The 20,841-nt window shown below is 65.5% G+C and carries 22 protein-coding genes; 20 read left to right on the forward strand and 2 right to left on the reverse strand.

The features are described 5' to 3' along the window. Positions 1-108 precede the first annotated feature (108 nt). The 4 genes from ACN20X_RS06415 to ACN20X_RS06430 all read left to right on the forward strand — a co-directional run bounded on the left by ACN20X_RS06415 (position 109) and on the right by ACN20X_RS06430 (position 3,034). Positions 109-678: a D-glycero-alpha-D-manno-heptose-1,7-bisphosphate 7-phosphatase gene (locus tag ACN20X_RS06415; protein WP_016446475.1), complete on the forward strand. Its 570-nt coding sequence runs from the start codon at positions 109-111 to the stop codon at positions 676-678. 150 nt (positions 679-828) lie between these two features. Next, positions 829-1,569 (forward strand): lysophospholipid acyltransferase family protein, encoded by a 741-nt coding sequence (locus tag ACN20X_RS06420; protein WP_016446474.1) that lies wholly within the window; start codon positions 829-831, stop codon positions 1,567-1,569. 13 nt (positions 1,570-1,582) lie between these two features. Continuing rightward, entirely contained in the window at positions 1,583-2,503 is a 921-nt protein-coding gene (locus ACN20X_RS06425) for a M48 family metallopeptidase (RefSeq protein ID WP_151019756.1), read from the forward strand. A 90-nt stretch (positions 2,504-2,593) separates the two neighbouring features. Continuing rightward, the gene (locus ACN20X_RS06430) at positions 2,594-3,034 is read left to right on the forward strand and encodes a rhodanese-like domain-containing protein (RefSeq protein WP_151019755.1); all 441 of its coding nucleotides are present in this window, start codon (positions 2,594-2,596) and stop codon (positions 3,032-3,034) included. 22 nt (positions 3,035-3,056) lie between these two features. On the opposite strand, the gene ACN20X_RS06435 is transcribed toward ACN20X_RS06430, so the two are convergent. Beyond that, a complete protein-coding gene (locus ACN20X_RS06435) occupies positions 3,057-3,992 on the reverse strand; it encodes a LysR family transcriptional regulator (protein ID WP_343739777.1) in 936 nt (311 codons plus the stop codon). A 105-nt stretch (positions 3,993-4,097) separates the two neighbouring features. Here ACN20X_RS06435 and ACN20X_RS06440 point away from each other — a divergent pair, with 105 nt between their 5' ends. Together ACN20X_RS06440 and ACN20X_RS06445 are read left to right on the forward strand one after the other, a co-directional pair. Further along, positions 4,098-5,072 (forward strand): Bug family tripartite tricarboxylate transporter substrate binding protein, encoded by a 975-nt coding sequence (locus ACN20X_RS06440; protein WP_473210380.1) that lies wholly within the window; start codon positions 4,098-4,100, stop codon positions 5,070-5,072. Between the two features lies 1 nt (position 5,073). Then, positions 5,074-5,832, forward strand: coding sequence for a maleate cis-trans isomerase family protein (locus tag ACN20X_RS06445; protein ID WP_016451831.1), 759 nt, complete (start codon positions 5,074-5,076; stop codon positions 5,830-5,832). Between the two features lie 168 nt (positions 5,833-6,000). On the opposite strand, the gene lysM is transcribed toward ACN20X_RS06445, so the two are convergent. Beyond that, the gene (gene lysM / locus ACN20X_RS06450) at positions 6,001-6,471 is read right to left on the reverse strand and encodes a peptidoglycan-binding protein LysM (RefSeq protein WP_016446469.1); all 471 of its coding nucleotides are present in this window, start codon (positions 6,469-6,471) and stop codon (positions 6,001-6,003) included. A 185-nt stretch (positions 6,472-6,656) separates the two neighbouring features. Between lysM and ACN20X_RS06455 the strand changes: the two genes are divergently transcribed. The 14 genes from ACN20X_RS06455 to ACN20X_RS06520 all read left to right on the forward strand — a co-directional run bounded on the left by ACN20X_RS06455 (position 6,657) and on the right by ACN20X_RS06520 (position 20,825). Further along, complete coding sequence (locus tag ACN20X_RS06455) at positions 6,657-7,469, forward strand: type III pantothenate kinase (RefSeq protein ID WP_016446468.1); 813 nt, start codon at positions 6,657-6,659, stop codon at positions 7,467-7,469. Between the two features lie 199 nt (positions 7,470-7,668). Then, positions 7,669-9,375: a type II secretion system ATPase GspE gene (gspE, locus tag ACN20X_RS06460; RefSeq protein ID WP_016446467.1), complete on the forward strand. Its 1,707-nt coding sequence runs from the start codon at positions 7,669-7,671 to the stop codon at positions 9,373-9,375. Next, positions 9,368-10,585 (forward strand): type II secretion system F family protein, encoded by a 1,218-nt coding sequence (locus ACN20X_RS06465; protein WP_016446466.1) that lies wholly within the window; start codon positions 9,368-9,370, stop codon positions 10,583-10,585. The genes gspE and ACN20X_RS06465 overlap by 8 nt, the downstream gene beginning before the upstream one ends. A 32-nt stretch (positions 10,586-10,617) precedes the next feature. Beyond that, positions 10,618-11,058, forward strand: a complete 441-nt coding sequence (gene gspG, locus ACN20X_RS06470) for a type II secretion system major pseudopilin GspG (RefSeq protein ID WP_016446465.1) — start codon at positions 10,618-10,620, stop codon at positions 11,056-11,058. Positions 11,059-11,116: 58 nt separating this feature from the next. Then, positions 11,117-11,563 carry a GspH/FimT family pseudopilin gene (locus tag ACN20X_RS06475; RefSeq protein WP_016446464.1) on the forward strand — a complete coding sequence of 149 codons (447 nt, stop codon included), beginning with the start codon at positions 11,117-11,119 and terminating at the stop codon, positions 11,561-11,563. After that, a complete protein-coding gene (locus ACN20X_RS06480) occupies positions 11,563-11,967 on the forward strand; it encodes a type II secretion system protein (RefSeq protein WP_264567138.1) in 405 nt (134 codons plus the stop codon). Before ACN20X_RS06475 ends, ACN20X_RS06480 begins: the two co-directional genes overlap by 1 nt. Then, entirely contained in the window at positions 11,964-12,644 is a 681-nt protein-coding gene (locus ACN20X_RS06485) for a prepilin-type N-terminal cleavage/methylation domain-containing protein (protein ID WP_016446462.1), read from the forward strand. The genes ACN20X_RS06480 and ACN20X_RS06485 overlap by 4 nt, the downstream gene beginning before the upstream one ends. A gap of 47 nt (positions 12,645-12,691) precedes the next feature. After that, positions 12,692-13,432: a helix-hairpin-helix domain-containing protein gene (locus ACN20X_RS06490; RefSeq protein ID WP_227468579.1), complete on the forward strand. Its 741-nt coding sequence runs from the start codon at positions 12,692-12,694 to the stop codon at positions 13,430-13,432. Between the two features lie 95 nt (positions 13,433-13,527). Then, a complete protein-coding gene (locus ACN20X_RS06495; RefSeq protein ID WP_227469588.1) occupies positions 13,528-14,691 on the forward strand; it encodes a PilN domain-containing protein in 1,164 nt (387 codons plus the stop codon). Further along, positions 14,688-15,263, forward strand: a complete 576-nt coding sequence (gene gspM, locus ACN20X_RS06500) for a type II secretion system protein GspM (RefSeq protein ID WP_016451828.1) — start codon at positions 14,688-14,690, stop codon at positions 15,261-15,263. The genes ACN20X_RS06495 and gspM overlap by 4 nt, the downstream gene beginning before the upstream one ends. Positions 15,264-15,493: 230 nt before the next feature. Further along, positions 15,494-15,919, forward strand: coding sequence for a hypothetical protein (locus tag ACN20X_RS06505; RefSeq protein WP_223275138.1), 426 nt, complete (start codon positions 15,494-15,496; stop codon positions 15,917-15,919). Continuing rightward, positions 15,916-18,387 (forward strand): type II secretion system secretin GspD, encoded by a 2,472-nt coding sequence (gene gspD / locus ACN20X_RS06510; protein WP_473210381.1) that lies wholly within the window; start codon positions 15,916-15,918, stop codon positions 18,385-18,387. The genes ACN20X_RS06505 and gspD overlap by 4 nt, the downstream gene beginning before the upstream one ends. 58 nt (positions 18,388-18,445) lie before the next feature. After that, positions 18,446-18,880: a hypothetical protein gene (locus ACN20X_RS06515; RefSeq protein ID WP_016451824.1), complete on the forward strand. Its 435-nt coding sequence runs from the start codon at positions 18,446-18,448 to the stop codon at positions 18,878-18,880. A 232-nt stretch (positions 18,881-19,112) separates the two neighbouring features. Continuing rightward, positions 19,113-20,825, forward strand: a complete 1,713-nt coding sequence (locus ACN20X_RS06520) for a hypothetical protein (protein ID WP_016451823.1) — start codon at positions 19,113-19,115, stop codon at positions 20,823-20,825. Positions 20,826-20,841: the final 16 nt, after the last annotated feature.

A 20,841-nucleotide genomic window follows, 5' to 3' on the forward strand; every position in this document is an offset into this window, starting at 1 on the left:
GGGGACGGCACCCTCGGTGCGGGGCGGCGCGGCCGGCCTAGGCCCTTCCTCGGTGTCCCTCGTCTTGGGACGCGCGCAATTGAGTTCTGACATTCTTGGGACCCGACCATGAAAATTGCGATCCTGGACCGTGACGGAACCCTCAACCAGATCGGTGAAGAGGGGTTCATCGGCTCGGCCGAGGCCTGGAAGGCCCAGCGCGGTGCGCTGGAAGCCGTGGCGCGCCTGAACCGGGCGGGCTGGCATGTGGTGGTCGCCACCAACCAGCCAGGCCTGGGCCGGGGCCTGTTCGACGTGACCGAGCTCAATGCCGTGCACGCGCGCATGCATCGCGAAATGGCGGCGGCAGGCGCGCGCGTCGATGCGGTTTTCTACTGCCCCCATGCCCCGGACGAGGAATGCCATTGCCGCAAGCCCGGCACGGCGCTGTTCGAGCAGATTGCCGAGCGCTTCGGCGTCGAGGGGCAGCAGCTGTGGGTCATAGGTTCCTGCGTGGCCCACCTGCAGGCCGGAGCGGCCATGGGCGCACGCCTGCACCTGGTCTGCACGGGCGCCAGCGCCGGAGTGTCTCTGGACGGCGAACTTCCGCCCGGATTGCCTGCCGGCACCCGGCGCCATGCCAGCCTGGCCGCGCTGGCCGATGCGCTGGTTCCGGCAGATGCCGCACCCGCTCCCTGAACGCCTGAACGTCCGAATGGCGCTTTGCCCATGCGCCGCCGGCCTGCTGTCCTGCGCACAATGCTATCTTTGTGAATTCCGATTCCTGAGGGCGCAAGGCCCGGGCCAGCCGCCCGGCCGCTGCGCCGCTTTCTGCACCACACTGCCGCCATGTCCCTGATCCGCTCCACCCTCCACATGCTCTGGATGGGCATCACCGTGATCCCCTACACCCTGGCCGTGCTGCTCACGCGCTGGCTGGGCGGCGGGCCGCGCCGCGTCTATGCCGTGGCGCGCGCCTGGCTCAAGCTGTCGGTGGACAGCGCCCGCGTGATCATGGGCGTGCGCCACCGCGTGCAGGGCATGGAGAACCTGCCCACCGACCCCAAGCAGGGCGTGGTGCTGCTGGTCAAGCACCAGTCCACCTACGAAACCTTCCTCATGCCGGCGATCATGCCGCGCCCGCTAGCCTATGTGTTCAAGAAGGAACTGCTCATGGTGCCCTTCTTCGGCTGGTCCATCGGCAGCATGGACATGATCCATATCGACCGAAAGCACGGGTCGCGCGCATTCCACAAGGTCGTGGAGCAGGGCCGGCGCCTGCTGGCCCAGGGCACCTGGGTCATCATGTTCCCCGAAGGCACGCGCATCCCGCGCGGCGAACGCGGCGAGTACAAGACCGGCGCCACGCGCCTGGCCATCATGACCGGCGTGCCCGTGGTGCCCATTGCCGTCACCTCGGCCAAGTGCTGGCCGCGCAAGGCCTTCATCAAGACGCCGGGCGTGGTCGATGTCTCCATCGGCAAGCCCATCCCTTCCGTGGGCCGCAAGCACGAGGAGCTGATGGTGGAAGTCGAAAACTGGATCGAATCCGAGATGCAGCGCCTCGACCCCGAGGCCTACCGCGCCTGAGGCAGGAATCGGCATGGCGGACACGGCACAGCGTTCCTGGGATTGGTTGGTGCCGCCCGCCGTGGAAAGACAGGACGGCGGGCTGAGGCCGCGCCGTGAGCGATCCGCTCAACCCGAAGCGCCGCAGGCTTTGCCTGCACCTGCACCCACCCCGCCCGCCGGCTCCGTGCACAGTTCCTTCGTTCATCCGCAAGCCAACCAGCAGGCGGTTCTCCAGGGGCAGGTGCTGCACTTTCGGTTGCAGCGGTCGCGCCGGCGCACCATAGGCTTCACCATCGGCACGCAGGGGCTGGTGGTCAGCGCGCCCGCATGGGTGAGCATGACGGCCATCGGGCAGGCACTGGATGCGAAGTCGGGCTGGATACTGCGCAAGCTCCAGGAGGCCGGACAGCGCCAGCGGGCCCAGCAGTCGGCACGCATCCGGTGGGAGCACGGCGGCCAGATCGACTATCTGGGGCGTCCCCTGGCGCTGCTTCTCACCGGTGGCGAAGCCCAGCCGCTGCGCACCCGCCAGGTCCACCGCGAACAGGCGGCCGACGGCAGCCATTCCCTGCACCTGCCGCTGGCGCCAGACGCATCGGCTGCCGAGGTGCGCGCCTGCGTGCAGGCCTGGATGCTGCGCGAGGCCCGCTCCTGGTTCACGGCCAGCCTGCAGCGCCATGCGCCGCTGCTGGGCGTGCAATGGACCAGCCTGCGCCTGACCAGCGCGCGCACGCGCTGGGGCAGCGCCAACACCGCAGGGGCCATCCGCCTGAACTGGCGGCTCATGCAGCACACGCCCGAGGTCATCGACTACGTGGTCGTGCACGAGCTGTCCCACCTGCGCCACATGGACCACAGTCCGCGCTTCTGGGCCACGGTGGCCAGCGTGATGCCGGGCTGGGAGGCGCAGCGCCAGGTGCTGCGCGACAGGCTGCTGCCGCCCTGGGAGTAGGCGATCCGGGCACCTGCGAGGCGGCGCCAGTCGGGCTGGACGGTTATTCTTGCCGGGCACACAACCGCGTCCTATCAAGAAAGCCCATCCATGTCCGCAAACGCTCCCGTTCCAGCAGCCATTCCCCTGGCCGTCCAGCCCGCACAGGGCTATGCAGGCGATATTCCTCCCGAACTTGCCTGGCAATGGCTGCAATCCGGTGAAGCCGCGCTGGTGGACGTGCGCACCGATGCCGAGCGCGAGTGGGTGGGCCGCGTACCCGGCGCCGTGGCCGTGGCCTGGAAGCAGTGGCCGTCCATGGCGATGAACCCCGATTTCGACAGCCAGCTGCGCGCCGCCGTGCCTGAAGGCGGCAAGGTGGTCCTGCTGTGCCGCAGCGGCGTGCGCTCGGTGGCCGCTGCCCAGCGCGCAGCGCAACTGGGCATCGAGGCCTACAACATCCTCGAAGGCTTCGAGGGCGATGTGGACGCCAACGGCCAGCGCGGCCATGTCGGCGGCTGGCGCCTGCGCGGCCTGCCCTGGCGCCAGTAAGCCGGCGCCAGCCTGTCGTCGCTCAGCGCTGCGGCTGCGCGAACCCCAGCGCCGCCGCCCGGGCGGCCACCATGTCCACCAGGGCTTGGGCCGGTCCCGACAGCGTGGCCTGCGAGCGCATGGCCAGCAGCAGCCGGCGCCGGGTGTTGAGCGCCCCCAGCGGGCGCAGCCGCAGTGCCCGCGCGGCCAGGTGCGGCGCGGTGGCCGCGCGCGGCAGGATGGCTAGGCCCAGGCCCACCGAGACCATGTGGCACATGGCATCGAAGCTGCGCACCTGGATGCGGATCCGCACGGGCCGGTTGATGGATTCGGCCTCGGCCGCAATGCGCCGCATCAGCGAGGTGGAGCGGGCCAGGCTCACGAAGTCGTGGTCCAGCACGGTGGCCAGGGGCACGGGGGAGTCGTCGTCCGTGTCCAGCGCATGGCCGCGCGGCATGACCAGCACCAGCTCGTCCACATCGCAGACCTGGGTGCTCAGCCCTTCCAGGGGCGTGTTCTCCCCGATGATGGCCAGCTCGGCCACGCCGCTGAGCACGGCGCGCACGGATTCCTCGCTGAGCGCGTCTTCCAGGTCCACCGACACACCCGGGTGGGCCTCCATGAAGTCGGCCAGCAGCCGGGGCAGAAATCCCGCAAATGCGGAGTTGTTGGCCCACAGGCGCAACTGGCCCGTGGCGCCGCTGCGAAAGTCGTCCATGGCCAGGGCCAGATGTTCCAGCCGGGCCACCACGTCCACGGCATGGTGGTACATGCTCTGGCCGGCGGGCGTGGGCGTGACGCCGCGCTTGCTGCGCACCAGCAGGGTCACGCCGCAGTGCTGCTCCAGCTCGGCCACGCGCTTGCTGGCGGCTGCCAGTGACAGCCCCAGCGTGCGCGAGCCGGCCGTCAGGCTGCCGGCATCGACCACGGCCACATACAGGCGCAGCGTCAGCAGATCGAATCGGTGCAGGTTGATCATTCGCATCCTCCACCAGAGACGAAGGATGGATCAACGAGATACGGCTGTTCGACCGCGAGCAGGCCCGCAAGAATGCGCCGGTACAAAGAGAACATGGAGACAAGCATGAATCGACGCATTGTGCTGCAGGCCGCCGGCCTGGCAGCGGCCGCCCTGCTGGGCGCAGGAACCGTCCAGGCCCAGGCCTTTCCAGCCAAGTCCATCACCCTCGTGGTCCCCAATCCGCCCGGAGGTGTGGTGGACACGGCGGCACGCCTGGCGTCCGATCCGATGTCGCGCCTGCTGGGGCAGTCGGTCGTGGTGGACAACCGGGGCGGGGCCAGCGGCAACATTGCCTACCAGATGGTGGCCAGGGCACCCAAGGACGGCTACACGCTGCTGGCTTCGTATTCGGCCTACCACGTGGGCAATCCGGCGCTGTTTCCCAAGCTGCCCTGGGCCCAGTCCGAGCTGGTGCCCGTGGGACTGATCGTGGCCGCCACCAATGTGATCGCCGTCCATCCTTCGGTGCCGGCGAACAGTCTGCAGGAATTCATTGCCTACCTGCGCAAGAACCCGGGCAAGGTCAACTATGCGTCGCAGGGCAATGGCTCGCTGTCGCACGTGGGCACGGCCGTGTTCGCCCAGGTGACCCAGACCCAGATCACGCATGTGCCCTACAAGGGGTCCGGCCCGGCCATCCAGGACGTGCTGGGCGGCCAGGTGCAGATGTTCATCACCACGCCGCCTTCGGTGCTGGGCCATGTGCAGACGGGCAAGCTCAGGGCCCTGGCCGTGACCAGCAAGACGCGCCATCCCATGCTGCCCGATGTGCCCACCACCGCAGAAGCGGGCCTGCCGGGCTTCGAGCTGGAGGCCTGGGTCGGCCTGTCCGCGCCTGCGGGCACACCGCCCGACGCCATCGCCAGGCTGTCGGACGCGCTCAAGACCTCCCTGGAGTCGCCTGACGTGCAAAAGCGCGCGGCCCTGCAGGGCGTGGAGCCGCGATTCCTCGGCCCGCAGGCGCTGGCCGCCCTGGTCCAGCGCGAGACGGACCACTGGGGCAAGGTCATCAAGGCCAACCACATCACGATGGATTGACATGACAGCCAAAAACCATTTCCGTATCGGGCAGATCGTGCCCAGCTCCAACACCACGATGGAGACCGAGATCCCCGCCATCCTGCGGGCCCGCGAGGCCCTGGCGCCCGAGCGTTTCACCTTTCACTCCAGCCGCATGCGCATGAAGCATGTGACCAAGGAGGAGCTGGCTGCCATGGACGGCGACAGCGACCGCTGCGCGCTGGAACTGTCGGATGCGCGTGTCGATGTGCTCGGCTATGCCTGCCTGGTGGCCATCATGAGCATGGGGCGCGGCTACCACCGTGTCTCCGAGACGCGCCTGCACCAGCGCACCGTGGACAACGGCGGCCCCGCGCCTGTGGTCACCAGCGCCGGCGCCCTGGTCGATGGCCTGCACGCCATCGGCGCGAAGAAGGTGGCGCTGCTGGCGCCCTATATGAAGCCGCTGACGCAGCTGGTCATCGACTACATAGAGAACGAAGGCATCGAAGTGGTGGACAGCATCTCGCTGGAGATTGCCGACAACCTGCAGGTGGGCGCCCAGGATGCGCGCGCACCCATCGAGATCACGCGGCGCCTGAACACGGCCAATGCCGACGCGGTCATCGCCTCGGCCTGCGTGCAGATGCCCTCGCTGGCCTCGGTGCAGCCCATCGAGGACCGCGTGGGCCTGCCGGTACTGTCTTCCTCGGTGGCCACGACGTTCATGATGCTCAAGCGCCTGGGCTTGCCGACAGCCGTTCCGGGATTCGGTGCGCTGTTGAGCGGTAAATACTGAATCTTTCATTGAGAAAGGCCGCTATTGCGGCCTTTCTCGGAGCGGGGTAGGTCTAATTCGCGGCATCCAGAACTGGCATGAGCCAGGTCAGAGACACCGAGCAAGGGCCGCCCCGCCGCGAGGGTGTCGTCCCCCTCAGGGGGAAGCGGCGACGCCGCTCAGGGGGGCTTAGATTGCCGGAATGCGCAGCTTCTGGCCAGGGTAGATCTTGTCGGGGTGGCTCAGCATGGGCTTGTTGGCCTCGAAGATCACCGGGTACTTGTTGGCATCGCCATAGAACTTCTTTGCAATGGCCGACAGCGTGTCGCCGCGCACCACGTCGTGGTACTGGGCTTCGGGCTCGGGGTTGGTCACCGTCATCTGGTTGTCCACGGACTGCACGCTGGAGACGTTGCCGCAGCACAGCGTCACCTTTTCCTTGGCCGCCTGGGTAGGTGCCGTGCCCAGCACCGTGACCTTGCCCTGCGAGCCGTCGAACTGCACCTTCACGTCACTGACGCCCAGGTTCTGCGTGCCGATATAGGTCTCGATGGCCTTGGCCGCCTTGGCATTCAGGTCTTGCGCAGGCTCGGCTGCCTGTGCGGCGCTGCCGCCGAACAGCTTTTCGCCGGCTTCCTTGATGAAACTGAAAAGTCCCATGGGTGACTCCTGTTGGTGGGTGGAAAAACGGAAAGGCCAATGTAACGCCTAACAGTGGCAGCGCGCGCTGCCGGGCAGGAGCGCTCCCGGATTTTTGACATTTGCGCCATTCTTGCGTTCACGTCCTCACTCAGTTGTCGTCCATGGCTGACGCTATCCTCCGGAAAACTCCGATAATCCCGCCCATGACTTTTTTGGCCATAGACATCGGCAACACCCGCTTGAAATGGGCGATGTACGACGCGCATCGGCCTGGCGCTGCCCTGTTGGCGCACGGCGCCGAGTTCCTTGAGCACATCGAGCACCTGGCCGAAGGGCCGTGGAGCGACCTGCCCACGCCCACGCGCATGCTGGGCTGCGTGGTGGCTGGCGACACGGCGCGACGGCGCGTGCACGACCAGATCGACATGATGCTGGGCTGGGATTTCGAGCCGCAGTGGGCCGTGCCCAGCGCAGCCGAGGCCGGCGTCACCAATGGCTACGATTTTCCGTCGCGCCTGGGTGCGGACCGCTGGGTGGCCATGATCGGTGCGCGCCAGCACATCCTGCAGCGCGGCCCCGAGCGGCCCCTGATCGTGGTCATGGTCGGCACGGCCGTCACCGTGGACGCGCTGGACCAGCATGGCCACTTCATGGGCGGGCTGATTCTTCCGGGCCACGGCATCATGCTGCGCGCCCTGGAAAGTGGCACGGCCGGCCTGCATGTGCCCACGGGCGCGGTCACGCCATTTCCCACCAACACCAGCGACGCCCTGACCAGCGGCGGTACCTACGCCATCGCCGGTGCCGTGGAGCGCATGTACCAGCATCTCTACATGCACTGCAGCATGGAGCCTGCCTGCGTCATGGCCGGCGGCGCCGGCTGGAAGATGGTGCCCAGCATGACGCGGCCTTTCGAGCTGGTGGACAACCTCATCTTCGAGGGGCTGCTGGTCATGGCCCAGCGCCGTTGGGGTGATGCCAGCGGCCTGCCCGCGGAGGCGGTGAAGGCGGCTTGAAGCCGCCTTGAACCACCTGACAACGCCTGAACCCGCCTGAGGCCACTTTTCATCGTGCAGCGCAGCATCGCGCCGCACGATTGCGCGCGTAACAGTTGATGACGGGAAGGCGGCGCCCCTGGGTGTCGCATGCTATGCCTTTGGCGGGGGATGCGGCGACAGTGGATAATCCGCGGCAATGTCTTCCACCAATCACCTCATGGAACCGATTGCCGCTGTCGAAGCCCCGATCAAGGGGCGGCTGGGCGAACGCCTCCTTTCCGCCGGCAAGCTGAACGAGCGCGATCTGCAAAACGCCCTGCAGGCGCAGCAGGAGTTGGGCGGCTACCTGGGCCAGGTGCTGGTACAGCTGGGTGTGGTGGCGGAAACCGACGTGGCCCAGGCGCTGGCCGAGCAGCTGCAGATGCGCTGGCTGCGTGCGGAAGAGTTTCCCGACCTGCTGCCCGACGTGCCGGGCCTGCTGGCCAGTTTTCTGGATGCGCAGTGCGTCTGCCCGATTTCGCTGCAGGACGGCGTGCTCGAAGTGGCCATGTCCGTGCCGCAGGACCCCTTCATCACCAAGGCGCTGCGCCTGGCCACGGGGCTGCAGATCAAGCCCGTGCTGGCGCTGGAGGCCGACATCCGCAAGGCACTGTCCGAAGCAGGCCAGGAACCCGAAGGGGAAGAAGGCCAGGACTGGGAATCGGACGCCACGGGTGGCGACTTCGTCGAACATCTGAAGGACCTGGCCAGCGAGGCGCCCGTCATCCGCCTGGTCACAGGCATCATTTCCCGCGCCATCGAGCTGCACGCCTCCGACATCCACCTCGAGCCCTTTGAAGCCGGCCTGCAGGTGCGCTACCGCATGGACGGCGTGATCCACGCGGCCGAACTCGTGCCGCCGCGCCTGAGCGCCGCCGTCGGCTCGCGCGTCAAGCTGCTGGCCCATCTGGACATTGCCGAGCGCCGCCTGCCGCAGGACGGCCGCATCAAGACCCGCGCCAAGGGCCGTGAACTGGACCTGCGCGTCTCCACCGCGCCCACGGTGCATGGCGAGAGCATCGTCATGCGGGTGCTGGACCGCGCCAGCGTGAGGCTGCGCCTGGAAAGCATGGGCTTCGAGGCGGACACGCTCGAGAAATTCAACACGCTGCTGGCCAAGCCGCACGGCATTGTGCTGGTCACGGGCCCCACGGGCTCTGGCAAAACCACCACGCTGTATGCGGCCCTGTCCAAGATCGACGCGGTTTCCAACAAGATCATCACCGTCGAGGACCCGGTCGAATATCAGCTCGACGGCATCAACCAGATCCAGGTCCATCCCCAGATCGACCTGACCTTCGCCAACGCCCTGCGCTCAATCCTGCGCCAGGACCCGGACATCATCATGATCGGCGAAATGCGTGACGGAGAAACCGCGCAGATCGCCGTGCAGTCCGCCCTGACAGGTCACCTGGTGCTGTCCACGCTGCACACCAACACCGCCGCAGGCGCAGTCACCCGCATGCGCGACATGGGGGTGGAGAGCTACCTGATCACCTCCTCGGTCAACGGCGTGCTGGCCCAGCGGCTGGTGCGCACGCTGTGCTCGCGCTGCAAGCAGCCCGACACACTGCCGACGGCCGCCATCGAGGGCAGCGGCCTCAAGCGCTTTCTGCGCGAGGGCTCGCCCATCTACCGCGCCGTCGGCTGCGAGCACTGCCGCGGCACGGGCTACAAGGGGCGTACCGGCATCCACGAACTCATGGTCATCGACGAGCCGCTGCGCCGCGCCATCATCGAAGGCCAGGATGCCAACGCCCTGCATGCCATGGCCGCCAAGAGCGGCATGCTGAGCCTCTATGACGACGGCCTGCGCAAGGTGGCTTCGGGCGTCACCACGCTCGACGAAGTGCTGCGCGTGACCCAGGACCAGAGCGATGCCTGATTACAGCTGGGAGGCCGTGGACAGCCGCGGTCAGATGGTCAAGGGCACTTTTTCCGCTGCGGCCGTGGCCGAGGTGGTGGTGCACCTGCGCAAGAGCCGCCTGTCGCCCATCAAGGTCGAGGAAGCCGCAAGCCTGGGCAATGTGCCGCTGGCGGCGCGTGCGCTCAAGAAAGGCCGCATCAAGGCCGACGACATCCAGGGCATGACCACCGAACTGGCCATCATGATGCGTGCCGGCCTGTCGCTGGACAATGCGCTCAAGGTCCTGGTGGAGATGAGCCACAAGGTGCAGATGCAGGCCATGCTCCAGTCCGTGCTCGACAGCGTCAAGGCCGGCATGCCGCTGAGCCAGGCGCTGGGCAAGCACCATGACCTGTTCGGCGACTTCTATATCAACATGGTGCGCTCGGGCGAGGCCAGCGGCCAGATGTCGGGCGTGCTCAACCGGCTGGTGGAACACATGGCGCGCCAGCGTGCCCTGCGCGACAGCGTGGTCTCGGCCACCATCTATCCGGCCATCCTGCTGGGCGTGGCCGTGCTGTCCCTGGTGGCCATGCTGGGCTTCGTGGTCCCGCAGTTCGAGCAGCTCTTCAACGACATGGGCGACGCGCTGCCTCTTCCCACGCAGTTCGTGATGGGGTTGGGCCATGCGTTTCGCAGCTACGGCTGGGCGGTGTTCATCGTGCTGGGCGCGCTGGGCTGGGCCTTTTCCCGCTGGGCCAAGAGCCCCAAGGGCCGCCAGACCTGGCAATCGTGGCTGCTGGGCCTGCCGGGCCTGGGTGGCGTGGTGCGCAAGTACCAGCTCACCTTGTTCAGCCGTTCGCTGGGCACGCTGCTGGGTAACGGCGTCACGCTGCTGACCGCACTGCGCATTGCCAGCGACACGGTCTCCAACGTCGCCATCCGCGAGCGCCTGGAAAAAATGGGTCCCATGGTCAAGGAAGGCCATCGCATGGCCCATGCTGCTCAGAAAACCGGAGAATTCGAGCCCCTGGCCCTGAATCTGGTGCGGGTGGGCGAGGAAACCGGCCGCCTGGGCGACATGATGCTGGAGCTGTCCAACATATTGAACCGCGAGGTCGAAAACGCGATCAAACGCCTCCTGACCATGCTGGAGCCGGCGCTGATCCTGGTCCTCGGTATCCTTATCGCCTCCATCATCGTGTCGATCCTGCTCGGAATCCTGTCCGTCAACGATCTGGCCGTCTGATGAATCTGAATTGTCTGAAAGGTATGTAGAAGATGATGCGCATGCAAAAGCAACTGTCCTCCCGCGCCCGCAAGCGTGGCTTCACGCTGATCGAACTGCTGGTCGTGCTGGCCATCCTGACCCTGCTGGCCGGCCTGGTCGGCCCCAAGGTGCTGAACCAGTTGGGTGGAGCAAAGACCAAGACGGCCGGCGTGCAGATCGCCGACATCGAAAAGGCGCTGGAGCTGTACAAGCTCGACGTGGGCCGCTATCCCACCTCGCAGCAGGGCCTGGACGCGCTGGTCAAGCAGCCTGCCGGCGTTGCCGGCTGGGCGGGCCCCTACCTCAAGGGCGGCGTGCCCAATGATCCCTGGAACAACCCTTACCGCTACACCTACCCGGCTGCCAATGGCGACCTCGAAATCCTCTCGCTGGGTGCTGACGGTGCCCCGGGCGGCGAAGGTGAAGCAGCCGACGTGCGCAACACCAAGTAAGGTGCTCTTGAACACTGCTGTAGCCACCGTTGCCGCACCGTTTTGCCAAGGATGAGTCTTGAAGCGCGCCCAGGGTTTCACGCTGATCGAGCTGCTGGTGGTGTTCGCCATTCTTGGCGCCATCATCGGCATCGTGCCGCCTGCCATGGGCAAGCTGCGCGATGCCGTGGACTATCGGCAGACGGTGCAGGACGTGACGTCCCTGCTGCGCAAGGCGCGCCAGCAGGCCACGCTGCAGGGCATGCCCGTGACCTTTGCGGTCAATACGAATAGCCGCCAGTACGGTATCGCCGGGCAGGCCTCGGCGAGGCTGCCGGACAGCCTGACCGTGCAACTGACCACGGCGGCGGGCATGGCCCTGGCCGACGGCAGCCAGACCATCGTTTTCCTGCCGGAAGGCGGTGCCACGGGTGGCAGCATCTCTCTGGCCCGCGCGCAAAGCGGCGGTGGCGTGCGCCTGCGCGTTGACTGGCTGTCCGGCCAGGTCACCAAAGAGGCCCTGTAGTGCGTCGGCGCGCAGGTTTCCGCCCCAGGGTGCGGGGCATGACCCTGCTGGAGTTGCTGGTGGCGCTGTCCATCATGGCCCTTTCACTGGCCCTTATCTATCGCGCGGTCGGCGGCTCTGCGCGGGGCGTGGCCAAGCTGGAGCAGAACCAGGTCGTGGCCCTGCTGGCAGATTCGCTGATGGATGCATTTCCCATGGTAGATCCTGGAGGCACGCAGGCTTCGGGCCAGGATGGCGCCTATGCATGGCAGGTGGCCTCGGCACCTTTTCCCGTGGCCGATCTTCCCGAGACCGCAGTTCCGCTCCATGCCTTGCGCATCACCATCTCCACCGAAGGGCGCAGCTGGGTCTTCGAGACCCTGCGCCCCCAGCGGCCCTTGCAGCAGGGCGAGGTGGCGCGATGAACCGGCATGGCCGTTTGCCGGCAGGCCAACTAGGCTTCACCCTGGTCGAGTTGCTGGTGGTCATGGCCTTGCTTTCCCTGCTCATGCTTGGACTGGCGTCGGCCATGTCCACGGTTTCGCAGACGCAGGAGCGTGTCGATGCGCGGCTGGACCGCATGGACCATCAGCGCGTGTCCGTCGCTTTTCTGCGCTCCGTCCTGGGCCAGGCCTCTGCCATACGGCGGCAGGCGGGTCTGCGCAAGCAGGGCGAGAGCGAACTGTTCTTCGAAGGCGGCCCACAAGGCATACGCTGGCTGGGCATCATGCCTGCGCGCTTCGGCATGGGCGGGCGCACCCACTTCCAGCTCTCGGTCGAGGGGGATGCTCTGGTATTGCGCTTCGCGCCCTGGCAGGGGCCCGATGTCATGCCCGACTGGGGGCAGAGCCAGTCCTATGTGATTGATCGCGGTGTCACGGCTTTTGCCTTGCGTTACCAGAATGCCAAGTTGGGCGTGGCACATTGGCAGCCGCAATGGGGACCGGAAAAGGACAATGAAAAGGAGCTACCGTCTGCCGTGCAGATCGAGTTGCAGGCGGCGTCGGGGGCGTGGCCCATGACGGTCATCGCCATGCGTACACCGGTTGGATCGAACCCTCGAAGCGTTCTGATGCCTTCGTTCGGTGGAGGTCAGCAATGATGCCCCGCGTCAGACGGTGGGAGGCCGTGGCAAGGGGCGATCAGGGCATGGCGCTGGTGCTGGTGCTCTGGATTGTCGCTGCATTGGCCATTTTTGCCAGCAGCCTGGGCGGGGTCGTCCGCCAGGAGGCTGCGGTTGGAGGGGTGACCCGCAACATGGCCGAAGGCCGCGCCGTGGGTGAGGCTGCGATTTACCTGACTTTGCAGCGTATGGCGACCAGCCCGACAAACCTGAAGGCCTTTGAATCGGTGACGGTTCCGGTCGCCGGACGGATAATCCCGGTCGAAGTCATACCCTGGAGTGGCCTGGTCAACATCAACAACGCGCCTCCCGCCCTGCTGGCCTTGGTGCTGTCCCGGTTTTCGGGACTCGCAAGCGGGCCTGCAGAGGCGATGGCCCAGGCCATTGTCCAGACCCGCGAGGAGATGAGGCGGCGCTCTATAAGAGTGCCTTTCGAAGCCACTGAAGACCTGCTGCAGGTGCCCGGTATGACCTATGCCATCTACGCACCTCTGCGCCATTTCGTCGTCGCGGATTCAGATGGGCGCCCGGGCGTCAACCTCGAAGCATCGCCCCTGGCACTGAGGGCGGTGCTGGAGACGGCGGACGTGGGTGGGATTCGCCAGGCGCAGTCCAGTTCGCGGTACACCGTGATAGCGCGCGTTCCTTTTGATGCAGCGGGGGCGGTGCTGGTCATGCGCCAGGTGGACGTGCGCCAGCAGCGGCCTATGGGGCAATTGCCGTGGACGGATTTCTCTTCCATGCAGGTATGGCAAGGACGTATGTAGTGGGTGCCCCGTGGCGATGTACAGGGCAGCGCGCTGCAATTGCTAGAAGGATTCGTCGTGATGAGACAGTTTTTTTGTAGGAAATGGCAGGCTTCATGGGATTGATGACCTCCGACGCCAAGCTTTTTGGATTGGACCTGTCGGCGCTGGGGCGCCAATGGCAGGAAGCATGGGCGCAGATGATGGATTGGCCGGTGCTCCGCCGCCTCATGCCCGCCTCTGGGATCGAGGTGCTGGGCCACAAGGCAGGTGCATGGGTGCGTGCAGGCCGCTGGCTGAGCTGGCAGGAGCCGGGGCAGGGCAGCTCCGTCCCCGCTGGCGTGGCGGTGCTCGTGGATGAAGGCAATGTCCTGTCACGCAGCCTTCGCCTGCCTGCCATGCCGCCCGCCTCACTGCAGGGGGCGGTTGCGCTGGACGTGCAGACCATGTCCCCGTTTTCCGCGCTGGACACCGTCTGCGGTTACGTCCGGCGCAAGGCCCCCGACGCGGCGCATGGCGCTATTCCGTCGCAGGGTCCGGTCGATGTGGTGATCGTCTCGCGTGCTCATATCGACGGGCTTCTGAAGGCGTTCGCCGACCATCCGGCCTTGGCCAAGGGCGCCGAGCCCGAGATCTGGGCGATGAGCGCATCGGGTATCCCGGTCATGCTTGACGGCTTCGGCGAGCAGCAGCGCCTGAAAAAAGAAGCATGGCGCTGGCGCTGGCTGATGCTGGGCCTGGGCGCCGTGCTGGCCCTGGCTCTGGCGATCGCTGCCACGCCCTCTTTGCAACTGCGGTTTCGCGCGCTGGATGCCCAGCGGCAGTTCACCCAGCTTTCACGTTCTGTCTCGGAGGTCGTGGCTGCCCGGCAGGGTCTGGCGGAAGGGGGGCAGGATGTGGCCACCTTGCTGGACCGCCAGCGCCAGCAACTCGACCACCTGCGTGTCCTGTCCGCGTTGACGGCCACCTTGCCCGACGACACCGCTGTGCAGCGCATTCAATTCAAGGGAAACAAGCTCACGGTGCTGGGGTTGAGCGGCAATGTGTCGCACGCTGTGGACCTGCTCTCCAAGGTGCCGGGGTTCGTCGATGTGCAACTGCCCAGTGCCGTCACGCGGGCCGCAGGGACCAGCAAGGACAGTTTTGTCCTGGAGGCCGTGATCGACCCCAAGGTGTTTGGCTCCCATGCTCTGCCTGACGAGCCGGCCACGCCGGCGGAAGGCACCTCTGCGGAGCCTGGTATTGCCTCTGTGCCCCCGGCTGCCAAGGAGGGCCAATGAAAATCGCGATACCTGCCCCCCTGGCACGCCAGTTGCTGCTGCTGGGCGCGCTCGTTTTGCTGGTGCTCGTTCCTGTGAGCCTGGCTGGACTCTGGATCTATGGCCGGCATCAGGCCGCGCAGGAAGCCCTTGATACGCTGGCGCCCCGGTATGCGCGGCTGCTGGGAATGCGCGACCAGGAAGATGAAATCCGCCAGGCCCTGGTCCAGGTGGCGGAAATCAAGGCCAAGCATGTCTATCCCGGAGAGCTGGATGCGACCCAGACCGGCAATGGCATGCAGCAGAGGTTGCGCACCATGCTCGATGCGGCGGGCCTGTCGGTGGTCAGCAGCCAGGTCAAGCCGGTGACCGACGATGGCGCCTATGAACGCATCAGCGTGGCCATGACGGCCGAGGGCGCATGGTCCGCCATCCAGTTGGCGCTGGTGGCTCTCAAGGACCTCTCTCCCACCGTATGGCTCGACGATCTGGAAATCAGCCTGCAGGGCAGCCTGCTGAGCAATGATCCCAAGGCCGTACCCAAGCTCAGCGCGCAATTCACGTTCAGCATTCTCCGGAGCAAAATCTCGTGAGGCGGCCTAATTTACCGGTCTGGGGCATTGCAGGCACCCAGCTCATACTGTGCGCAGGGCTGGCTGCCCTGTGGCTGACGCCCGAGCTTCAACTTCGGAACACGACCTGGCAACCGCCAGGAGTGCAGCGAGGCGATATCCAGGCCATGGTTCCCCAGTCTCCGTCCGGGTCTGCCCCCCGCCAGGATGACCGGCAACTCCTGCAGATGCAGGAGCGTCCGCTGTTCGCCATGACACGCCGCCCGCCGCCGCCGCCGCCACCACCGCCGCCACCTGCCAAGGAGCCCGAGCCCGACCGCCTGGCCAATGCCCAGGTGCTGGGCTCGTTCGCGGGCAAGGTGACGGGCATCATCCTGCGCGTCGACGGCAAGGAGCAGCGTCTGATGGTGAACCAGAGCCTCAATGGCTGGAAGCTCATCCGGGTGGATGGACGTGAGGTTGAGCTGGAGCGTGAAGGCAGCCGGCGCACGCTCACCATCGCCAGATCCAGTATGGACAAGGGAGCCGCTCCACGGCCGGGATCCCCTGCCCAGGCGAACTCCGCGCCGGAAGAGCCGCAGTTCCCGCTGCCCGCCGGGCTGACCCGAAGCGGCCAGGGAGCGCCTGTGCCGTCGTTCGGCAGCAGTGGCCCTGCCGTTGCCAAGCCGCAGAAATGAAAGAGATCGGTCAGAAAATCATGAAATTCCACTACCGTCCCGTCCAAACCGTATTGGCCGTCGCTGTATGCCAGTTGTTGCTGGCGTGCGCGCAACCGGCCCAGAAGAGCTTCGTCAGCCACTTCGGCACCGGCCACACCCAGGAATATTTCTTCACTGAGCCGGAGGAGGAAAAGAAATCCGACTCCAAAGCGGACGAAGGCCGCCAGCCCCGCATCATGGAAGGGACGGGCAGGCTGATCGGCGAGCCCAAGGCGCTGCCTCCTGTCTCCGGCGCGCCGGTCAAGCTCAGTTTCGAAGATGCTCCGCTCGCGCAAGTGGTCCGTACCGTGCTGGGCGACATCCTGTCGCTGGACTATGTGCTGCATCCGCCCATTGCAGGCACCGTCACGCTGAGCACGCAAAAGGAAGTTCCCGCCGACCAGGCGCTGAACCTTCTCGAGACGGCCTTGCAGGCCAATGGCATGGCCATGGTCCGCGACGCGCGAGGGACCTACCATGTGGGTCGTGTCGATGCGCTCAAGAGCATCGGCGCAACGGTGCGCCAGGCAGTGGTCGACAAACCGCTTGCGCCTGGGTATGGGACCATCATCGTTCCGCTTCAGTACATTGGCGCCAACGAGATGGCGTCCATCCTGCGCCCCATGGTGCCGGGTGATGCCATCGTGCGCGTGGACAATGTCCGCAACCTGCTGGTCATGGTGGGGTCGCGCGCCCAGGCCGAAGGCTGGCTGGAGATGGTGCGCACCTTTGACGTGAACCTGCTGGAGGGCATGTCGGTGGGCGTGTTCCCGCTCAAGTATGTGACCATCCAGGAAGTCAATGCTGCTCTGCAATTGATGAGCGGCGGGGGCGCTGCTGCCCAGGCGGCAGCACCGGCTGCAGGCGCGGCGGGCACGGCCGGCGCCGCTCGGCCGGGGGGGGCTGCGGCCGCAGCCGCACCCAATGCTGCAACCGCCCTGGGCGAAGGCAACCCGCTGTTTGGCGCATTGCGCATCATGCCCATCGAGCGGCTCAACAGCATTTTGGTGATCACGCCCCGCGCTGCCTACCTCGAGGAAGCACGCCGCTGGATCGCCAAGCTGGATCAGCCCGGTTCGGGCGGCGCGCAGCCCCAACTGAACATCTATCACGTACAGAACGGCAATGCCAAGCATCTGGCGGGCGTCCTGTCGGGCATCTTTGGCGGACCGGGTGGTGGCTCATCAACCAACAGCGGCGTGGCGCCGGGGCTGGGGACCTCCATGGGGAACAGCGGTTTCGGCAACAGCGGTTTCGGCAACAGCGGCTTCGGCAACAGCGGCTTCGGCAACAGCGGCTTCGGCAACAGCGGCTTCGGCAACAGCGGCTTCGGCAACAGCGGCTTCGGCAACAGCGGCTTCGGCAACAGCGGTTTCGGTAGCAGTGGCCTTGGCAACAGTGGCTTCGGTAACAACCAGCAGCGCCTGGGGCAAACCGGTGTAGGCGGTCAGGGCGGCGGCACGGCCAGCATCGGCAACATCCGCGTCATGGCCGACGAACTCAACAACTCCGTGCTGGTCTGGGGAACACCGGCAGAATTCGAGCGCATCGAGGTAACACTCAAGAAGCTGGACCTGCCTCCAACCCAGGTGCTGATCGAGGCCAGCATCGTCGAGGTGACGCTCAATGATGGACTGCAATTCGGTTTGCAATGGTCCTTCAATGGTGGATTGCATAACAGCAATGCCGACGGCACCGGTACGCTGCGCACAGCGGATAGCACGACATCCGACCTTGGTGAGGCCCTGGGCATGGGCTTCAACTACACGGTGAGGTCTTCTGCCAGCAGGGTGCGGGCTACGCTCAACGCGCTGTCGACCAAAACTAATGTGAAGGTGGTGGCAAGCCCTTCCCTCATGGTGCTGGACAACCACACGGCCGCCATCGCCGTGGGCACGCAGCAGCCCTATCGGTCCGGCGAGACCTCCACTAGCGCGACGGTGGGCACTACCACGACCAATTCTTATCAGTACAAGGACACGGGCGTCAACCTGCAGGTTACGCCTTCGGTCAATGCCGGCAACCTTGTCACCATGACGGTCAACCAGCAGGTCATTGACGTGGGTAGCGAGGACAAGATTACCAAGCAAACTGCCTTCCTGCAGCGCCAACTCTCCAGCCGAGTGTCTGTTCGCTCCGGCGAATCCATTGTCATGGGCGGCCTGATCCAGGAGACGAATACCAATAGCCGCAATGGCGTGCCGTTCCTGCACGACCTGCCCGTGGTCGGCAACCTGTTCGGTTCTACCTCCAACTCCGGGCGGCGAACCGAGCTGCTGGTCATCATCACCCCGCGCGTGGTCCGCTCCGATGTCGATATCCGCAGCGTAAGCGATGATCTGCGCGATCAGATGCGTGCCCTGGTCCCGCTGCTCAAGACGCCGGAGCCCGCCGGGTCCAAGGCGGAGGTGGAGATCGGTCCCCTGTCGTCGAGCAGTGTGCGCTGAGGCCGGAACCAATGCAGGCGCCATGCCTCGAAACTTTCTTTTTGGAGAAAACAAGCTCATGAATCTCTTGACGAACCAACGTCCTCTGCCGGGCCGGGTGCGCTGGCTGCAATGGGGCGCAGCCCTGGCCGGCGTTGCCGTGCTGGCCGGCTGTGCAGGCCTGGGCAAGCCCAAGGACCCGGAAACCATCGTGGCCGAGCGCTCGCTGGCCTACTGGCAAGCACGCGTGGATGGGGATGTGGCAAAGGCCTATGGCTTCACCTCGCCTGGCTACCGTGCGGTCAAGACCCAGGAGCAGTTCCGCCGTGCCTATGGCACCCCGCCTGCTGTCGATGACCTTGAAGCAGGCAAGGCGCAGTGCGAGGCGGATCGCTGTGAGTTCAACATCAAGTTCAAGGCGCAACTGCCCATGGCCAAGGGGGCTGTCGTGCCCATGGGCATGCAGGAAGTCTGGATCCGTGAGGACGGCCAGTGGTGGCTGTTCCTGGAGTAGGCCGGGAATCGGCAGATCGCCTCTGGCCGCTCGCAAACGCTAGGCAGGGACGCAGATGTTTGCAATAATCCGGTCCTCCACTTGTGGGTGCCCTGAAAGTGTTGTTTTTTTCCGAAACACGATTTGAGTGCCCGAAATAAGCGGTAAGTGGCGCAAATGGCTGTGCTACGATTCCTCGGCGATCAATCGTGGTGGTTGCAACTACCTTATCTTTTTACTGGAGATAGTTCTTATGAAGAAAAATGTTCTGGCCCTGAGCATTGCTGCCATGGTTGGTGGCCTGGGCTTTGCCGGCGTGGCTTCGGCTGCCGTTATCGGCGGTTCGAACGCCGGCACGGATGCCAAGGCTGCTGCCGCTGCTTCGCAGCTGCTGCAGGCTACCAACGGCGGCCTGACTCTCGCCCACGGTGGTGTCGGTCACGCTCTGGTCGTGCCTTACTTCAACGCCCAGAACGGCAACGCTACCGTTCTGCACCTGACCAACACGGACACCGTGAACGGTAAGGCAGTGAAGATCCGCTTCCGCAGCGCCGCGAACTCTGACGACCTGCTGGACTTCCAGATCTACCTGTCGCCCGGCGACGTCTGGACCGGTGCTGTGTCCGCCAATGGTACCGATGGTGCCACTCTGGTCAGCGCCGACAACACCTGCACGGTGCCCGCTCTGACCAAGAACGTGGCCGTGCCCTTCGGCACCCGTCGTCTGAATCCCAGCCTGTCTGATGCAGACAAGGCCAACCAGACCCGTGAAGGCTACGTTGAAATCTTCAACATGGCTGACATCACCAGCGCTGCTGCATGGAACGCTGACGGCGTGGCTCCTGTTGATCTGAGCGGCAACCGTCGCTCGCCCCTGTACACTGCTGTCAAGCACGTGAACGCAGTGGCGCCTTGCTCGGTGGCTGGCTCTGCCGCCCGCTCGCTGGTCGACACCGTGGCCGTGACGAACTTCACAGAAGCCACTGCTGCCCAAGCTGGCCTGCAGACTCCCACCAGCGGCCTGATGGCTGACTGGTACATCCTGAACGTGGCTCAAACCACCACGTTCTCGGGTGCTGCAACCGCCATCCAGGCTACGGGCCGTGGCAACTTCGTGCACTTCCCGCAGGTCAACCAGGAAGCTGCTGGCGTCTCTGCCAACGCTACCACGGCTGATCCGCTGTTCCGTACGGCCAACGTGTACGGTCAAGATGGCAAGAACATCGCGACTGCAGCGCTGACGATGAACTACAGCGACCTGCCCGACATGTCCACGCCTTACACTGGCGGTGTGACCGATCCCCGCGTTCAGGCCTCCAACCTGACCACGGCCCTGGCTGCCACCTCGGTGACCAACCAGTACGCTACGGACGCCATCATCTCGGCCAAGACGGATTGGGTGTTCTCCATGCCCACACGCCGTTACAACGTGGTGGCCAACTACGCTGCTGCGAAGACCAGCGACGCCAACTACCGCCTGTTCACCAACCTGAACACTGCTGCAGCTGAGCAAACTAACAACTGGTTCTACCCCGCTGCTGCTAACGATATTGCCGCTGGCGCAGGTGCCTACAAGGGCAACGGCAACACGACGGTTGACTCCAAGGGCAACATCTGCGTGCTGGCTGACGGTCAGAAGTTCTGGGATCGTGAAGAAACCACCAGCGGCGTGATCCCCGAGTTCTCGCCCGGCGGTACCACTTCCGTGCAGTTCTGCGGTGAAGTCAGCGTGCTGGCATTCAAGGACACCGGCAACTCCGTGCTGGGCGCCTCGGTGGCCCGTACCACGGCTACTTCCGGCACCTATGAAAACGGCTGGGGTGTTCTGACGACCACCAACTCCGGCCTGGGCCTGCCCCTGATCGGCTCCGCCTTCATCAAGCTGGAGAACCCCTCCGCTCGTCAAGGCATGTCCGGCACCTACGGCGTGACTTGGCCTCACCGCTACACGCGCGTTGCTCCCTAATTAGTGGGCACTTTTT

The organism is Delftia sp. PX-1, assembly GCF_055797465.1.

Bases quoted from the DNA above. Each gene is read 5' to 3' on its own strand.
- ACN20X_RS06445 (WP_016451831.1), top strand. From the start codon at position 5,074: ATGACAGCCAAAAACCATTTCCGTATCGGGCAGATCGTGCCCAGCTCC.
- ACN20X_RS06415 (WP_016446475.1), top strand. From the start codon at position 109: ATGAAAATTGCGATCCTGGACCGTGACGGAACCCTCAACCAGATCGGT.
- ACN20X_RS06515 (WP_016451824.1), top strand. From the start codon at position 18,446: ATGAATCTCTTGACGAACCAACGTCCTCTGCCGGGCCGGGTGCGCTGG.
- ACN20X_RS06455 (WP_016446468.1), top strand. From the start codon at position 6,657: ATGACTTTTTTGGCCATAGACATCGGCAACACCCGCTTGAAATGGGCG.
- ACN20X_RS06425 (WP_151019756.1), top strand. From the start codon at position 1,583: ATGGCGGACACGGCACAGCGTTCCTGGGATTGGTTGGTGCCGCCCGCC.
- gspM (WP_016451828.1), top strand. From the start codon at position 14,688: ATGAAAATCGCGATACCTGCCCCCCTGGCACGCCAGTTGCTGCTGCTG.
- gspG (WP_016446465.1), top strand. From the start codon at position 10,618: ATGATGCGCATGCAAAAGCAACTGTCCTCCCGCGCCCGCAAGCGTGGC.
- ACN20X_RS06440 (WP_473210380.1), top strand. From the start codon at position 4,098: ATGAATCGACGCATTGTGCTGCAGGCCGCCGGCCTGGCAGCGGCCGCC.
- ACN20X_RS06495 (WP_227469588.1), top strand. From the start codon at position 13,528: ATGGGATTGATGACCTCCGACGCCAAGCTTTTTGGATTGGACCTGTCG.
- gspD (WP_473210381.1), top strand. From the start codon at position 15,916: ATGAAAGAGATCGGTCAGAAAATCATGAAATTCCACTACCGTCCCGTC.
- ACN20X_RS06490 (WP_227468579.1), top strand. From the start codon at position 12,692: ATGGCGCTGGTGCTGGTGCTCTGGATTGTCGCTGCATTGGCCATTTTT.
- ACN20X_RS06465 (WP_016446466.1), top strand. From the start codon at position 9,368: ATGCCTGATTACAGCTGGGAGGCCGTGGACAGCCGCGGTCAGATGGTC.
- gspE (WP_016446467.1), top strand. From the start codon at position 7,669: ATGGAACCGATTGCCGCTGTCGAAGCCCCGATCAAGGGGCGGCTGGGC.
- lysM (WP_016446469.1), bottom strand. From the start codon at position 6,471: ATGGGACTTTTCAGTTTCATCAAGGAAGCCGGCGAAAAGCTGTTCGGC.
- ACN20X_RS06430 (WP_151019755.1), top strand. From the start codon at position 2,594: ATGTCCGCAAACGCTCCCGTTCCAGCAGCCATTCCCCTGGCCGTCCAG.
- ACN20X_RS06435 (WP_343739777.1), bottom strand. From the start codon at position 3,992: ATGATCAACCTGCACCGATTCGATCTGCTGACGCTGCGCCTGTATGTG.
- ACN20X_RS06520 (WP_016451823.1), top strand. From the start codon at position 19,113: ATGAAGAAAAATGTTCTGGCCCTGAGCATTGCTGCCATGGTTGGTGGC.
- ACN20X_RS06485 (WP_016446462.1), top strand. From the start codon at position 11,964: ATGAACCGGCATGGCCGTTTGCCGGCAGGCCAACTAGGCTTCACCCTG.
- ACN20X_RS06420 (WP_016446474.1), top strand. From the start codon at position 829: ATGTCCCTGATCCGCTCCACCCTCCACATGCTCTGGATGGGCATCACC.
- ACN20X_RS06505 (WP_223275138.1), top strand. From the start codon at position 15,494: ATGACACGCCGCCCGCCGCCGCCGCCGCCACCACCGCCGCCACCTGCC.